11 protein-coding genes are annotated in these 14,378 nt (G+C 70.6%); 6 read left to right on the top strand and 5 right to left on the bottom strand.

Translation table 11 applies throughout. From position 1 onward, the window contains the following. Positions 1 to 10: 10 nt before the first annotated feature. Positions 11 to 790 (bottom strand): MerR family transcriptional regulator, encoded by a 780-nt coding sequence (locus tag AQJ27_RS03455; protein WP_067361360.1) that lies wholly within the window; start codon positions 788 to 790, stop codon positions 11 to 13. Between the two features lie 277 nt (positions 791 to 1,067). Between AQJ27_RS03455 and AQJ27_RS03450 the strand changes: the two genes are divergently transcribed. From AQJ27_RS03450 to AQJ27_RS03440, 3 genes are all read left to right on the top strand, one after another. Further along, on the top strand, positions 1,068 to 2,534 hold the full coding sequence (locus tag AQJ27_RS03450) for an amino acid permease (protein WP_067361357.1): 1,467 nt from the start codon (positions 1,068 to 1,070) through the stop codon (positions 2,532 to 2,534). A 43-nt stretch (positions 2,535 to 2,577) separates the two neighbouring features. Then, the gene (locus AQJ27_RS03445) at positions 2,578 to 3,057 is read left to right on the top strand and encodes a macro domain-containing protein (RefSeq protein ID WP_067361354.1); all 480 of its coding nucleotides are present in this window, start codon (positions 2,578 to 2,580) and stop codon (positions 3,055 to 3,057) included. 146 nt (positions 3,058 to 3,203) lie between these two features. Then, positions 3,204 to 3,680 (top strand): F0F1 ATP synthase subunit B family protein, encoded by a 477-nt coding sequence (locus AQJ27_RS03440; protein WP_067361351.1) that lies wholly within the window; start codon positions 3,204 to 3,206, stop codon positions 3,678 to 3,680. A gap of 95 nt (positions 3,681 to 3,775) precedes the next feature. Here the strand turns inward: AQJ27_RS03440 and AQJ27_RS03435 are convergent, their stop codons facing one another. Further along, entirely contained in the window at positions 3,776 to 5,275 is a 1,500-nt protein-coding gene (locus AQJ27_RS03435) for a M1 family metallopeptidase (protein WP_067362712.1), read from the bottom strand. Positions 5,276 to 5,455: 180 nt separating this feature from the next. Here AQJ27_RS03435 and AQJ27_RS03430 point away from each other — a divergent pair, with 180 nt between their 5' ends. Next, entirely contained in the window at positions 5,456 to 7,417 is a 1,962-nt protein-coding gene (locus tag AQJ27_RS03430) for a Xaa-Pro dipeptidyl-peptidase (protein WP_067361347.1), read from the top strand. A gap of 14 nt (positions 7,418 to 7,431) precedes the next feature. Here AQJ27_RS03430 and AQJ27_RS03425 read toward each other — a convergent pair whose 3' ends face one another. After that, a complete protein-coding gene (locus AQJ27_RS03425) occupies positions 7,432 to 8,406 on the bottom strand; it encodes an FAD-dependent oxidoreductase (protein ID WP_067361344.1) in 975 nt (324 codons plus the stop codon). Between the two features lie 66 nt (positions 8,407 to 8,472). Here AQJ27_RS03425 and AQJ27_RS03420 point away from each other — a divergent pair, with 66 nt between their 5' ends. Together AQJ27_RS03420 and AQJ27_RS03415 are read left to right on the top strand one after the other, a co-directional pair. Further along, entirely contained in the window at positions 8,473 to 9,498 is a 1,026-nt protein-coding gene (locus AQJ27_RS03420; RefSeq protein ID WP_067361340.1) for an oxidoreductase, read from the top strand. Between the two features lie 109 nt (positions 9,499 to 9,607). Then, a complete protein-coding gene (locus AQJ27_RS03415; protein WP_067361337.1) occupies positions 9,608 to 11,248 on the top strand; it encodes an ABC-F family ATP-binding cassette domain-containing protein in 1,641 nt (546 codons plus the stop codon). A gap of 1 nt (position 11,249) precedes the next feature. Here AQJ27_RS03415 and AQJ27_RS03410 read toward each other — a convergent pair whose 3' ends face one another. Together AQJ27_RS03410 and AQJ27_RS03405 are read right to left on the bottom strand one after the other, a co-directional pair. Next, positions 11,250 to 11,819 carry a putative glycolipid-binding domain-containing protein gene (locus AQJ27_RS03410; RefSeq protein ID WP_067361335.1) on the bottom strand — a complete coding sequence of 190 codons (570 nt, stop codon included), beginning with the start codon at positions 11,817 to 11,819 and terminating at the stop codon, positions 11,250 to 11,252. A gap of 131 nt (positions 11,820 to 11,950) precedes the next feature. Beyond that, a complete protein-coding gene (locus tag AQJ27_RS03405; RefSeq protein WP_067361334.1) occupies positions 11,951 to 14,350 on the bottom strand; it encodes a Tex family protein in 2,400 nt (799 codons plus the stop codon). Positions 14,351 to 14,378 lie beyond the last annotated feature (28 nt).

The following is a 14,378-nucleotide window of genomic DNA, read 5'->3' as shown; positions in this document are numbered from 1 at the left end:
CCTCAGCGGCTCAGGACTCCTTGAGCCACTCCCGCAGCTCCGCCTTCAGCGAGCGCTGGAACGTGGTCAGCAGCGCCTGCACCACCAGCGGCTGCATGTGGGCCGAGAGGGACTTCACCGCCGCCACCGACTCGTGCTCGCCCACCGCCTCGCGCAGCAACGCGGACAGCTCGCGTGCCGCCGCGCGGGAGTGCTCCAGCAGGACGCCGCGCGCGGCGAGGATCGACTCGTGCGCGAGCGGTACGTCGAGGAGCTGGACGCCGAGCGCCAGCAGCGCCGGGTCCACACGGAAGGAGTCCGAGGAGGCCAGGGACTCCGGGGACTCCGGGGAGGCCAGGGAGTCCGGAGAGTCCGAGCCGTCCAAGCTGCCGGATGTGCCCTCGGTCCGCTCGATGATGTTCATCGCGACCAGCCGCTCCAGGGCCTCCTCGCCCAGGGGGCGGCCGGCCCGCCGTTCCAGTTCCTCGCGTGTCACGTCCTCCGCCGCGTCCGGCGCCCAGGAGGCGACCACGGCACGGTGAAGGGCGAGATCCTGGGCGCTCAGGTCGGCCGGCAGCCGCTGAAGATGGCGCTCGATCGCGGCCAGCGTCATGCCCTGGCGCTGCAGCTCCTCGATGAGCGCGAGCCGGGCCAGATGCTCCTGGCTGTAGTGCCCCACCCGGCGGGGTCCGATCACGGGCGGCGGGAGCAGCCCCTTGGAACTGTAGAAGCGGACCGTACGGACCGTGACGCCCGCGCGTGCGGCCAGCTCGTCGACCGTGAGCGTCGGCTCCTCGGTGTCCGTCGTCATGGCAGGTCCTCGCCTCTTCGATGGTGCAGCGATGGTGCAGCGATCAGGTGCAACAGTATTGCTGTCTCACCGGTCCTGTGAAAGCGCTCTCGAAGAGTTCTGCACCCTTTGATCACCATGTGAGATGTTCCGCGGTGTGAGCTGTGCCATCGCATCCCGGGGATCCCTCGGGGAAGGTGGCTCCTTGGTCTGTGCCGCGTCAGGGGCGGTGCGGGCCGAGGCACATCCGGAAACCCGCGCACTCGGTGCGTGGGCGCACCAGAGAGTAGATCCACGCGTGAGCAAGGACGCCGTAGACACGGCCAAGGCCGCATCCCGCACCGACGCGGCCCGCACGCCCGCGGACGCGGGCGACGCCGGTTACAGCAAGGACCTCAAGGCCCGCCACGTCAACATGATCGCCATCGGCGGCGCGATCGGCACCGGGCTCTTCCTCGGCGCCGGCGGCCGCCTCCACAACGCGGGACCCGCGCTGGCGATCGCCTACCTCGTCTGCGGAGTCTTCGCCTTCTTCGTCGTGCGGGCGCTCGGCGAGCTGGTCCTCTACCGGCCCTCCTCCGGGTCCTTCGTGTCGTACGCGCGCGAGTTCCTCGGCGAGAAGGGTGCGTACGTCGCCGGGTGGATGTACTTCCTCAACTGGTCGACGACCGGTATCGCCGACATCACCGCGATCGCGCTCTACACGCACTACTGGAGCTTCTTCACCGACATCCCGCAGTGGGTGCTGGCGCTGATCGCCCTCGCGGTGGTCCTGGCCGTCAACCTGATCTCGGTGAAGATCTTCGGCGAGATGGAGTTCTGGTTCGCGATCGTCAAGGTCGCCACCCTCGTCTCCTTCATGCTGGTCGGCATCTTCCTGCTGGCCACGCACCACGACGTGGGCGGCCAGAAGCCCGGCCTGAGCGTCATCACGGACCACGGCGGTCTGCTCCCGCACGGGATCATGCCGGTCGTCCTGGTGATGCAGGGCGTGATCTTCGCGTACGCGGCCCTGGAACTGGTCGGCGTCGCCGCGGGCGAGACCGCCGAGCCGGAGAAGGTCGTCCCGCGCGCGGTGAACTCGATCATGTGGCGTGTGGGCCTGTTCTACGTCGGCTCGGTCGTCCTGCTCGCGCTGCTGCTGCCCGGGTCGGTCTACTCGGCCGACGAGAGCCCCTTCGTCACCGTCCTGTCGAAGATCGGCGTCCAGGGTGCCGGTGACGTCATGAACCTGGTCGTCCTCACCGCGGCCATGTCGTCCCTGAACTCCGGCCTGTACTCCACCGGCCGCATCCTGCGCTCCATGGCGATGGCGGGCTCCGCGCCCCGGTTCACCGCGAAGATGAACCGCAACCAGGTCCCGTACGGCGGCATTCTGCTCACCTGCGCGGTGTGTGTGCTCGGCGTCGGCCTGAACTACCTCATGCCCAGCCAGGCCTTCGAGATCGTCCTGAACGTGGCGTCCCTGGGCATCATCAGCACCTGGGTGATCATCATGGTCTGTCACCTGGTGTTCGTCCGCCGCGCCAAGGAGGGCCTGGTCAGCCGCCCGTCCTTCCGGCTCCCCGGCAGCCCCGTGACCGAGATCGTCACCATCGCCTTCCTGTTGGCCGTGCTCGGCCTGATGGGCAACGACCCCGAGGTCGGCCGCAAGACCCTGCTCCTCATCCCGGTGATCGCGGCCCTGCTGGTCGGCGGCTGGTTCGCGATCCGCCACCGGGTCTCGAAGACCACGGACCAGGAACTGAGCGAGCTGACGAAGTAGCAGGTCGGACGCTGTTGTCAGTGGCGGCGCCTACGGTGGCGTCATGTCGGAGATCACGTATGTCCGGGGTGACGCCACCGCTCCGTCGGTCAAGGGCGTCAAGCTGATCGCCCATGTCTGCAATGACATCGGGGGCTGGGGGAAGGGCTTCGTCCTCGCCCTGTCCCGCCGCTGGCCCGAGCCGGAGGCGGCGTACCGGGCATGGCACCGGGACCGGGCGCACAACGACTTCGGACTGGGCGCGACCCAGTTCGTCCAGGTCGAGAAGTACGTGTGGGTGGCGAACCTGATAGGCCAGCGGGGCATCAGGACGGGCAGCAAGGGGGTCCCCGTCCGCTACGAGGCGATCGACACGGGCCTCGCCCACCTGGCGACCAAGGCCGCCGAACTCGACGCGTCCGTCCACATGCCCCGCATCGGCTGCGGTCTGGCCGGTGGCAACTGGTCCCGGGTGGAGCCGCTCATCATGCGACGGCTGGTGGAGCGGGGGGTGGCGGTGACGGTGTACGACCACGGAGAGTGAGCGGGGCCCAAGGCTGGGCGCGCGCCTTCTCGCGCCGATGGCGGACCAGCGCGGTCGGTCAGAGGGGTCGGCCGGAGGGGCTGTTTTCGGTCAACTCTGGCGCAGATGCGCGTTGGTTCGCACGCATGAGCGGGTAAGTCACGGCCATGGAACTCATCCCCTACCCGATAGGTCCACTCAACCCGAAGGTTCAGGACCTGGGCTACGCCCTGGCGCTGTTCGCCTTCATCTACGTGCTCGTCGCCCGCGTGCTCCCGCGGATGAACCGGGCGCTCGAACTGCGGGACGACGCGATCAACGGCGCCAAGGAGCGCGCCGAAGCCGTGCGTGCCCGCGCCGAGAGTGAGCGTCTCGGAACCGAGGCCCTGTTGGCCGAGGCCCGCCACGAAGCCGCCCGCATCCGCCAGCAGGCCCTCGAACAGGGCTCCGCCCTGATCGCCGAGGCCCGCGCGGACGGGCAGCGTGAACGTGACGCCGTGGTGGCCGACGGTCGCGCCCGCATCGAGTCCGAGTGCGCGGCGGCCGACGCCGAACTCCGCATGTCCGTGTCGGAGTTGGCCTCGGAGCTGGCGAGCCGCATCGTGGGCGAGCGGATCGCGGCCCCGGTGGAGCAGGGCAACTGACGCCCGTACGTGAACGGCCCCCACTCGCCCGCCCCTGAAAGGGAGAGGGACGGGCGAGTGGGCGAGGGCCCCGCTCAGGGACCCGGGCTACCGGTTCAGCCGGAGTGGACGGAATCGGTCGCCGCGATCTTCTTCCACGACCGGGGTCGCGCCGGAGCCCCAGCCGTGGCCGGAGCCACCGCGATCGACGCACCCCGCGCCGCGGCCGTCGCCGGCTTCGACGGCTCGAACAGCCAGGTGTCGAAGAGCGTGGCGAGCGACTTGCCCGACACCTTCTCCGCGTACTTCTGGAAGTCCCCGACCGACGCGTTCCCGTACGCGTGCTCCCGCGGCCACCCCTTCAGGATGGCGAAGAACGTGTCGTCCCCGACCTCGTTGCGCAGCGCCTGCACCGCCACCGCCCCCCGGTCGTAGACCGCGGTGTCGAACTGGTTGTCCGGACCGGGGTCACCCGGCGCGACCTTCCAGAAGGCGTCGTCCGCCGGATGCAAGGCGTACACGTAGTCCGCGAGCTCCTGCGCCGTCCCCTCGCCCTCGTGCTCGGACCACAGCCACTGCGCGTACCGCGCGAAGCCCTCGTTGATCCAGATGTCCTTCCAGCCCTTCAGGGACACGTCGTCGCCGTACCACTGGTGCGCCAGCTCATGGACGACCACCGAGGTGTTGGAGCCGTTCGCGAACTGCCGGGGGCTGTAGTAGACGCGGGTCTGGGTCTCCAGCGCGTACCCGGTGGTGGTGTTCGGCACGTATCCGCCCACCGAGCTGAAGGGGTACGGGCCGAAGTAGCCGGTCAGCCAGTCGACGATCTCCCCGGTCCGCTCGACGCTCGCCCGCGCGGCCCCGTCGTTGTCGCCGAGGTCCTTGCTGTACGCGTTGACGACCGGGACGCCGCCGGCCGTCGTGCCCGTCGTGATGTCGAACTTTCCGATGGCGAGTGTGGCGAGATAGGTCGCCTGTGGCTTGTTGGACCGCCAGTTGTAGCGGGTCCAGCCGAGCCGTGAACTCGTGGACTGGAGCGTGCCGTTGGAGATCGCCTGCGTACCGTCCGGCACGGCCACCGAGACGTCGTACGTGGCCTTGTCGCTCGGATGGTCGTTGCTGGGGAACCACCACCAGGCCGACTCGGGCTCGTCCGCCGCGACGGCCCCGTCCGGAGTGCGGTGCCAGGTCGAGAAGCCGTACGCGCTCTTCGTCGAGGGCACCCCGCTGTAACGGACGACGACCGTGACGGGCGTGCCCTTGGGTAGCGGAGTCGCCGGGGTGATCTCCAGCTCGTGCTGGCCCGAGGTGGTGAAGGAGGCCTTCGCCCCGTTGACCCGCACCTCGCTCACGTCGAGCAGGAAGTCGAGGTCGAAGCGTGAGAGGTCCTGCGTGGTGGTGGCCAGGAGGGTCGCCGTTCCCTGCAACTCGTCGGTGGCCGGCTGGTACTGGAGCCGCAGGTCGTAGTGCGAGACGTCGTATCCGCCGTTGCCGTAGGCCGGGTAGTAGGGGTCGCCGATACCGGGCGCCCCGGGGGTGTAGTCCGCCGCCGATGCCGGGATCGCCAGCAGCAGGGAGGCGGCGAGCGCGCCCGGGGCGATGAGTCTGCGGTGCACGAAGAGCTCCAAGTCGTGGGGGAACGAGGACGGTTCGGAGCCTATTGACTCCCGGTGCCGTCACCCTGTCCATCGCCCCTCCTGTCACACGATCGCCATTCGGCCGACATGACCGATTCGGACCCGGCTGCCTCCACGGACCCTCTTTTGCACCGGAGTTGACCGGGGTACCTTCCGCGCATGCCGAAACCAGCGCGCCGTATGCGCTTCACGACCTGGAGATCGCTCGCGACGGCGGCCACCGCCGCCCTGGTGGCCGTCTTCCTCGCCCCCGCCGCCGCACACGGCGTGCCCCGGGAGAGCACCCCGGTCTACTCGTACGAGAACGCGATCCGTGAATCCGTCTGGGTGGACACCGGCCTCGACGGCGACGGCGACGGGAAGACCGACCGCGTCGCCGTCGACATCGTCCGGCCTCGCGAACTCGCCCAGCAGGGCCGCAAGGTTCCCGTGATCATGGACGCCAGCCCGTACTACTCCTGCTGCGGGCGCGGCAACGAGAGCCAGCTCAAGACGTACGACGCGAACGGCGACGTCGTCCAGATGCCGCTGTTCTACGACAACTACTTCGTGCCGCGCGGCTACGCCTTCGTCGGCGTCGACCTGGCCGGAACCAATCGCTCCGACGGCTGTGTGGACGTCGGCGGCCGCTCCGACATCCAGTCCGCGAAGGCCGTGGTCGACTGGCTCAACGGCCGGGCCAAGGGCTACACGACGCGCACCGGCGCGGACCGGGCCAAGGCGACCTGGACCAACGGCAGAACCGGCATGATCGGCAAGAGCTGGGACGGCACCATCGCCAACGGTGTGGCCGCGACCGGCGTCAAGGGCCTGAAGACCATCGTGCCGATCAGCGCCATCTCCTCCTGGTACGACTACTACTTCGCCAAGGGCGCCCCGCTCTACGACTCGGGCCCGGACTGGCTCTCCGGCTACGTCGACAGCCCCGAGGCCACCGCCAAGTGCGCCGCCGTGCAGCAGAAGATCGTCGACGGGGCCCCGCGCACCGGTGACTGGACCAAGTTCTGGACCGAGCGCGACTACGTGAAGGACGCGAGCAAGGTCAGGGCGAGCGTCTTCCTGGTGCACGGTATGCAGGACCTCAACGTCCGCACCAAGAACTTCGGCCAGTGGTGGAGTGCCCTCGCCAAGAACGGCGTCGAGCGCAAGATCTGGCTCTCCCAGACCGGACACGTCGACCCCTTCGACTTCCGCCGCGCCGCGTGGGTCGACACCCTGCACCGCTGGTTCGACCACGAACTCCTCGGCTACGACAACGGCATCGACGACGAGCCCATGGCCGACATCGAGCGCCACCCCGACCAGTGGGCCACCGCCGGCGTCTGGCCGCCCCGCGGGACGCAGACGACGACACTGCGCCCCGGCACCGGCACCCAGACGGGCGTCGGCACCCTCGGCCTGCGTACGGGCTCCGGAACCGAGGCCTTCACCGACGACCCGAAGCTGAGCGAGACCGACTGGGCCGCGCACATCGACCGGTCCACCCCCGAGAAGGCCGGGTTCGTCACCAAGCCGCTGACCCAGGACCTGCGTCTGTCCGGCTCCTCCAAGGTGACCGTCACCGCCACGCCGACCACCTCGACCGCCCACCTCTCCGCGGTCCTGGTCGACCTGGGCCCGGACACCATCCGCGACTACGCCGACGGCGGCGAGGGCATCACCACCCTCACCGACCGCACCTGCTGGGGTCCGAGCACGACCGGCGACAGCTCCTGCTACAAGGTCACCCAGGCGAAGAAGACCGACGTGGCCGCCACGGTCCTCAGCCGCGGCTGGGCCGACCTCGGCAACTACGCCTCCGACCTCAAGGGCGTCCCGCTCACCCCGGGCAAGGCGTACACGATCACGCTCGACCTGGCCGCCACCGACCACGTCGTCCCGGCGGGCCACCGGCTCGCCCTGATCGTCGCGGGCACCGACAAGGACCTCATCGACCCCCCGTCGACCACTCCGACCCTCACGCTGGACCTGTCCCGTACGTCGGCCCGCGTGCCGTTCGTCGGCGGCGCCAAGGCCTTCGCCAGGGCGACGGCGGGCTCCGCCGCCGCCGCGAGCACGGCCGGCCTCGACGGCGTACGCGATCCGAGCAGTGCCCTCCGGGTCCCGGGGGAGACCCGCTGATCCACTGACCCCCTTCAAGGGCGCACGGCGGCCGGTTCCTCGCCCAGCGCGAGCCCGGCCGCCTCCCGCGCACAGCCCCAGGCCACCGTGACGCCCGCGCCGCCATGGCCGTAGTGGTGCACCAACACCCGCCCGTCGGGCAGTACTTCACGCTCCAGCCGGACCGTGTCGCGCACCGGCCGCAGCCCCACCCGATGGCCCAGCACGCGCGCCCCGGCGATCTCCGGCCGCAGCGCCACACACCGTTCGACGATCGCCTCGGCCGCCGCCGGATCCGGCGTGAGCGACCAGTCATCGTCGTCGGTCGTGCCACCCAGCACGAGCCGGTCCGGGTGCGGGAAGACATAGGTGGTCGTCCCGGCGTCCGAGTCCGTCGACACGAGCCAGGTATGGACCCCGGGGTTCTCCACGATCACGAGCTGCCCGCGCACGGGCCGTACGGACGGATCCGGTACGAGCGTGTGGGCGCCAAGGCCCGTGCAGTTGACGACGACCGGCGCCTCGACCTCCGCGAGATCCGTCACCGTCCGTGTCTCGATCGTCCCGCCCGCCCGCAGAAACCGCTCGCGCAGCCAGCGCAGATGCACCGGCATGTCGATCAGCGGCAGCCGCGCCCACAGCCCCGTACCCGCGTACTCCTCGACCGTCGCCGCGCGCAGCCCGGGCACCCGGGCGGCCCACGGCTCCAGCGCGTCCAGTCGTGTCTCGCCCTGTACGCCCTCGACCACGCGTACGCCCGTTTCCCGGGGCCGGGCCGCCAACTCCTCGTACACGGAGAGTGATTGCAGGGCCCATTCGCCCGCGAGCGCCTTCGGCCGGATGCGGTACGGCCACCACAGCGCGCCGGCAACGGCCGAGGTGGTCAGCTCGCCGGACTCCCGCGCCCACACCCGTACCCGCCGGCCGCGCTCGGCCAGGACGAGCGCCGTCGTCAACCCGACGACACCGCTTCCGACCACGATCACGTCATCGCTGCGCGCGTTGTCCATGCCGGGACGTTAGCGGAATATGTCATGCCGTGCTCACATCACTCCCAGTCTGGGGATACTCACAGCATGTCTGCCGAGTACGCGACCTTCGGCCTGGCACCGGCGATGCGTGCCGGTGGAGTCCTCGCCAACGGTGACTACCAAGTGCACCGGGACTTCGTCGACTTCATCGTCGACGGCCGCCCGCTGCTGTACCAGCTCTCCGACCTCGACGCGGTGTCCCCGCTCGCCTCCGACGTACCACCCGCCATCTTCACCGCCCAGGTCCGAAGCCTCCTCCTGGAGGCCGAGGCGCCGCTCGACGACGGCCGCTACGTGATCTACGGCTGTCCCGAGTGCGAGGGCATCGAATGCGGTGCCGTGACCGCCGTCATCGAGAAGGACGACTCCTGCGACGACTACGTGTGGCGCGACTTCGCCTGGCAGACCGGCGAACACGCCGATCTGGAACTCAACGGCTATCACGGGATAGGGCCGTTCCGCTTCCAGGGCGCCGAGTACCGCAGCGCCCTGAACTCGCTGCTCCTCGGCGACCCCGGGGCGCGCCGCCGGGTCCTGCTCATCGGCGCCCGGGTCGCCGTGCTCGCCAAGCTCGCCGCCGCCCTGCGCTCCATCGGCATCGGCGCCGACATCACCCGCGACGCCACCGACGTCCCGGCCGAGGAACTCCGCGGGTACGGCGCGGTGGCCTTCGGGCGCGCCATCGGCGAACAGGAGCGCGCGGCCGTACGGCGGTCCTTCGAGCGGGCCGGGGTCGAGGTCGCCCACGTCGACGGACTGGCTCCGATCGTCCCGCTCCTCGTCGCGCAGATCGAGCACGCCCTGGACCGCAGTCCCCACGAGCTGCGCCGCCTCACCCGCCTGGTCGCCGCCGACGGCGAGGCGGGCATCGAGGTCACCTCCACCTGTCGGGTCCAGATCACCGCGTACCGCCTCGACCGGTTGTACCGCACGCATACACAGGAGGTCTTCGACGGGATTCTGGAGGCGGGCAGACACCGGATCACCCTGGACGCCAAGGCCGTGAAGGGGGAGTCGTTCCTCGTGGCCCGGACCTCGGGGAGTGTGCTGGTGGAGGCGATGGTCCACTGAGCGGGCCGCACCGGGACGGGGGTGCGGCCCCGCACGGAAACCGGGACGTGGCCCCGCAGGGAAACGGGGACGCAGCCGGGGCGGCCGGGCCGTTAGGATCGGCCTCCTGATGACTGCCACTCTCGTCGCCAAGAACCTCGCCGCCGGACACGGCGACCGCTCGCTCTTCTCCGGGCTCGACCTCGTGGTCGCGCCCGGCGATGTGATCGGACTCGTCGGTGCCAACGGCGCGGGCAAGTCCACCCTGCTGCGGATGCTCGCCGGACTGCTCACGCCCGAGGAGGGGGAGCTGCGGCTGTCCCCGCCGTCGGCGAGCGTCGGCCATCTGCCGCAGGAGCCGGAGCGGCGGGAGGGCGAGAGCGTCCGGGAGTTCCTGGCCCGGCGCACCGGTGTGGCCGAGGCCCAGCGCGTGATGGACGAGGCGACGCAGGCGCTCGTCGACGGCGCGCCGGGCGCGGACGACGCGTACGCGGAGAGCCTGGAGCGCTGGCTCGACCTCGGCGGCGCCGACCTCGACGAGCGCGCCGAGGAGGTCGCCGACACCCTCGGGCTCGGCGTCGACCTCGACCAGCCGATGACGTCCCTGTCCGGCGGCCAGGCGGCCCGCGCCGGACTCGCCTCCCTGCTCCTGTCCCGCTACGACGTCTTCCTCCTCGACGAGCCCACCAACGACCTGGACCTGGAAGGTCTGGAGCGGCTCGAACGCTTCGTCTCCGGGCTGCGCGCGGGCACCGTCGTCGTCAGCCACGACCGCGAGTTCCTGACCCGCACGGTCACCAAGGTGCTCGAACTCGACCTCGCCCAGCAGCAGATCACCCTCTACGGCGGCGGCTACGAGGCCTACCTGGAGGAGCGCGACACCGCCCGCCGGCACGCCCGCGACGACTACGAGGAGTACGCCGACAAGCGCTCCGCCCTCGAAGGCCGCGCCCAGATGCAGCGCTCCTGGATGGACAAGGGCGTGAAGAACGCCCGGCGCAAGGCGAACAACGACAACGACAAGATCGGCCGCAAGTTCCGCAGTGAGGCCAGCGAGAAGCAGGCGTCCAAGGCCCGGCAGACCCAGCGCATGATCGAGCGCTTGGACGTCGTCGACGAGCCGCGCAAGGAGTGGGAGCTGCGGATGGAGATCGCGGCCGCACCGCGCTCCGGCGCCGTCGTGGCCACCCTGCGTGACGCCGAGGTGCGGCGCGGTGACTTCACCTTCGGCCCCGCGACCCTCCAGATCGACTGGGCGGACCGGGTCGCCGTCACGGGCGCCAACGGCGCGGGCAAGTCGACCCTGCTCGGCGCCCTGCTCGGCCGCGTCCCGCTGGACGCCGGTCACGCCACCCTCGGCTCCGGCGTCGTCGTCGGCGAGGTCGACCAGGCCCGCAAACTCTTCCACGGCTCCGAGTCCCTGCTCGACGCGTTCAGCGCCGCCGTCCCCGACACCGAACCGGCCGAGGTCCGCACCCTGCTGGCCAAGTTCGGCCTCAAGGCGGAACACGTCCTGCGCCCGGCGGCCACCCTCTCTCCCGGCGAGCGCACCCGCTCGGCCCTCGCCCTCCTCCAGGGCCGTGGCGTCAACCTCCTCGTCCTCGACGAGCCGACCAACCACCTCGACCTCCCCGCGATCGAACAGCTGGAGGCGGCGCTCGACTCGTACGAGGGCACCCTGCTGCTCGTGACCCACGACCGCCGCATGCTCGACGCGGTCCACACCACGCGCCGGCTGGAAGTGGCGGCGGGCAAGGTGACGGAGCGCTGACCTACGCCGTGGCCAGCCGGCGGGCCATCGTGGGGTAGTCCACGACGTACCCCTCCGCGTCGAACTCCAGATCGCTGCGGTAGTCACCGGACGAGAAACGCACGCGCCCGCCGTCCCCGGTGCGCCCGAGATGTGTGTATGTCTGCTGTGACGCCCGCACGGCCAGGTCCGGCACCGACACCCAGGCCATCAGGAACTCCCGCTCACCCGGGCCGCGATGCAGCCCGTGGCGCAGCACCGGCATCGTGTTGGTGAGCGGGCACAGGCCCAGGTCGCAGTCGAGGGCGCCACCGAGGTCGGGCAGCCAGTCCCCGTCCGCCGTCCAGTGCCCCTCACCGTCGTGCCGCAGGTCCAGCGAGCGGGCGCCCGAGGCCGTCTCGGCGCTCACACACAGCCGCCGGGTCACGAACCCGTCTACGGTGTCGAGCTCGTACGAGATCCAGTACGGCTCGGGAACCGTCCCGACAGCACGCCCGCGCGCCCGCAGAGAGCGGGCGCCGGACGTGATCCAAGAGGTCTCGAGCCCCTTGCTCTCCGTGACTTCCCAGGTGATCACACGCGAGCCGACCATACGGACACTTTAGGGAGCGGGGCTCGTGCGGCGCCCCGAAAGGGGCGCGGGGCTGTGACATATATGCGGCTCCGCCGCGTGGGCGCGCTCAGCCACGAACGACCCGCAGTTCCCCGCGTACCTTCAGCCGCTCAGCGCCTGCCCTTCTTGGGATCGACAAGCCCGGCGCGCCTCAGCGCGTCGGCCATCGCACTGTTGGCCGGCGGCGGAGCGGCCTGCCGCGAACCGCCGCCACCACCGCCTCCGCCCGCCCCGCCCCGCGCCTGACGCTGCTGCTGGCGCTGCTGCGGAGGCCGCCCGCCTCGCTGCGGACGCCCACCCCCACCCTGCTGATCCGACGCAGTCGCCTCGTCGTCGAGCCGCAGCGTGAGAGAGATCCGCTTGCGCGGGATGTCGATCTCGAGCACCTTCACCTTGACGATGTCACCCGGCTTCACCACGTCGCGCGGGTCCTTCACGAACGTCTTCGACATCGCCGAGACATGCACCAGACCGTCCTGGTGGACGCCGATGTCCACGAAGGCCCCGAACGCGGCCACATTCGTGACGACCCCTTCGAGCACCATCCCGGAGGCCAGGTCGGCGATCTTCTCGACGCCCTCCTTGAAGGTGGCCGTCTTGAAGGCGGGCCGCGGGTCGCGCCCGGGCTTCTCCAGCTCCTTCAGGATGTCCGTGACGGTCGGCAGACCGAACGTCTCGTCCACGAAGTCGGTCGGCCTGAGCGAGCGCAGCACACCGGTGTTGCCCATCAGGGAGGCGACCTCGCTGCCCGCCGTCTTCACCATCCGCCGCACCACGGGGTACGCCTCCGGGTGCACGCTGGACGCGTCCAGCGGGTCGTCCCCGCCCCGGATGCGCAGGAAGCCCGCGCACTGCTCGTAGGCCTTCGGGCCGAGCCGCGCCACGTTCTTGAGGGTGGTACGGGACGTGAAGGGGCCGTTGGCGTCGCGGTGCGCCACGATGTTCTCCGCGAGCCCGGAGGTGATGCCGGAGACGCGGGCGAGCAGCGGGGCGGAGGCCGTGTTCACGTCCACGCCCACGCCGTTCACACAGTCCTCGACCACCGCGTCCAGGGACCGGGAGAGCTTCACCTCGGACAGGTCGTGCTGGTACTGCCCGACGCCGATGGACTTCGGGTCGATCTTCACCAGTTCGGCCAGCGGGTCCTGGAGGCGGCGCGCGATGGAGACGGCGCCGCGCAGCGACACGTCCATGTCGGGCAGCTCCTGCGAGGCGAACGCGGACGCCGAGTACACCGACGCCCCCGCCTCGGAGACCATCACCTTGGTGAGGTTCAACTCCGGGTGCTTGGTGATGAGTTCACCGGCGAGCTTGTCGGTCTCGCGGGACGCCGTGCCGTTGCCGATCGCGATCAGCTCGACCGCGTGCTCCTTGGCGAGGCGGGCGATCTTGGCGATGGCCTCGTCCCACCTGTTGGCCGGGACGTGCGGGTAGATGACGTCCGTCGCCACGACCTTGCCGGTCGCGTCGACCACGGCGACCTTGACACCCGTACGGAATCCGGGGTCGAGTCCGAGCGTCGCGCGGGTGCCCGCCGGGGCGGCGAGCAGCAGATCCCGCAGGTTCGCCGCGAAGACGTTCACCGCCTCGTCCTCGGCGGCCGTGCGCAGTCGGAGGCGCAGGTCGATGCCGAGGTGCACGAGGATGCGGGTCCGCCAGGCCCAGCGGACGGTGTCCGTGAGCCACTTGTCGCCGGGACGACCGCGGTCGGCGATCCGGAAGTGGTGGGCGACGATCCCCTCGTACGAGGAGGGACCGGGCTGCTCGGAGGGCTCCTCGGGCTCCAGGACGAGGTCGAGGACCTCCTCCTTCTCGCCGCGCAGCATGGCGAGGATGCGGTGCGAGGGCAGTGCCTTGAAGGGCTCGGCGAAGTCGAAGTAGTCGGCGAACTTGGCGCCCGCCTCCTCCTTGCCGTCCCGCACCTTGGCGGCCAGGCGCCCGCGCACCCACATGCGCTCGCGCAGCTCGCCGATCAGGTCGGCGTCCTCCGAGAACCGCTCGGTGAGGATCGACCGGGCGCCGTCCAGCGCGGCCTGCGGGTCGGCGACGCCCTTGTCCGCGTCGACGAACGCCGTCGCCGCGGCGAGCGGGTCGACCGACGGGTCGCCGAGCAGGCCCTCGGCCAGCGGCTCCAGGCCCGCCTCGCGCGCGATCTGCGCCTTCGTGCGCCGCTTCGGCTTGAACGGCAGATAGATGTCCTCGAGCCGCGCCTTCGTCTCGGCGCCCCGGATCTGCGCCTCGACCTCCTCGGTGAGCTTGCCCTGCTCGCGCACCGATTCGAGGATCGCCGTGCGCCGCTCCTCCAGCTCCCGCAGATAGCGCAGCCGCTCCTCGAGGGTGCGCAGCTGCGCATCGTCGAGCATCTCGGTCGCTTCCTTGCGGTAGCGGGCGATGAAGGGCACCGTCGACCCGCCGTCGAGCAAGTCGACGGCGGCCTTGACCTGCCGCTCCCGTACGCCGAGCTCCTCGGCGATCCTGCCTTCGATGGACCCTACGAGGGGTGTCGTCACGATCCCGTACCGCCTTCTCCACTGAGGT

This window comes from Streptomyces olivochromogenes (assembly GCF_001514115.1).
GTDB classification, from domain to species: domain Bacteria; phylum Actinomycetota; class Actinomycetes; order Streptomycetales; family Streptomycetaceae; genus Streptomyces; species Streptomyces olivochromogenes.
This window is presented reverse-complemented; position numbering and strand designations above follow the sequence as displayed.

Coding starts and splice junctions, on each gene's coding strand:
- AQJ27_RS03420 (WP_067361340.1), top strand. CDS start 8,473: ATGTCTGCCGAGTACGCGACCTTCGGCCTGGCACCGGCGATGCGTGCC.
- AQJ27_RS03430 (WP_067361347.1), top strand. CDS start 5,456: ATGCCGAAACCAGCGCGCCGTATGCGCTTCACGACCTGGAGATCGCTC.
- AQJ27_RS03415 (WP_067361337.1), top strand. CDS start 9,608: ATGACTGCCACTCTCGTCGCCAAGAACCTCGCCGCCGGACACGGCGAC.
- AQJ27_RS03410 (WP_067361335.1), bottom strand. CDS start 11,819: ATGGTCGGCTCGCGTGTGATCACCTGGGAAGTCACGGAGAGCAAGGGG.
- AQJ27_RS03445 (WP_067361354.1), top strand. CDS start 2,578: ATGTCGGAGATCACGTATGTCCGGGGTGACGCCACCGCTCCGTCGGTC.
- AQJ27_RS03440 (WP_067361351.1), top strand. CDS start 3,204: ATGGAACTCATCCCCTACCCGATAGGTCCACTCAACCCGAAGGTTCAG.
- AQJ27_RS03455 (WP_067361360.1), bottom strand. CDS start 790: ATGACGACGGACACCGAGGAGCCGACGCTCACGGTCGACGAGCTGGCC.
- AQJ27_RS03425 (WP_067361344.1), bottom strand. CDS start 8,406: ATGGACAACGCGCGCAGCGATGACGTGATCGTGGTCGGAAGCGGTGTC.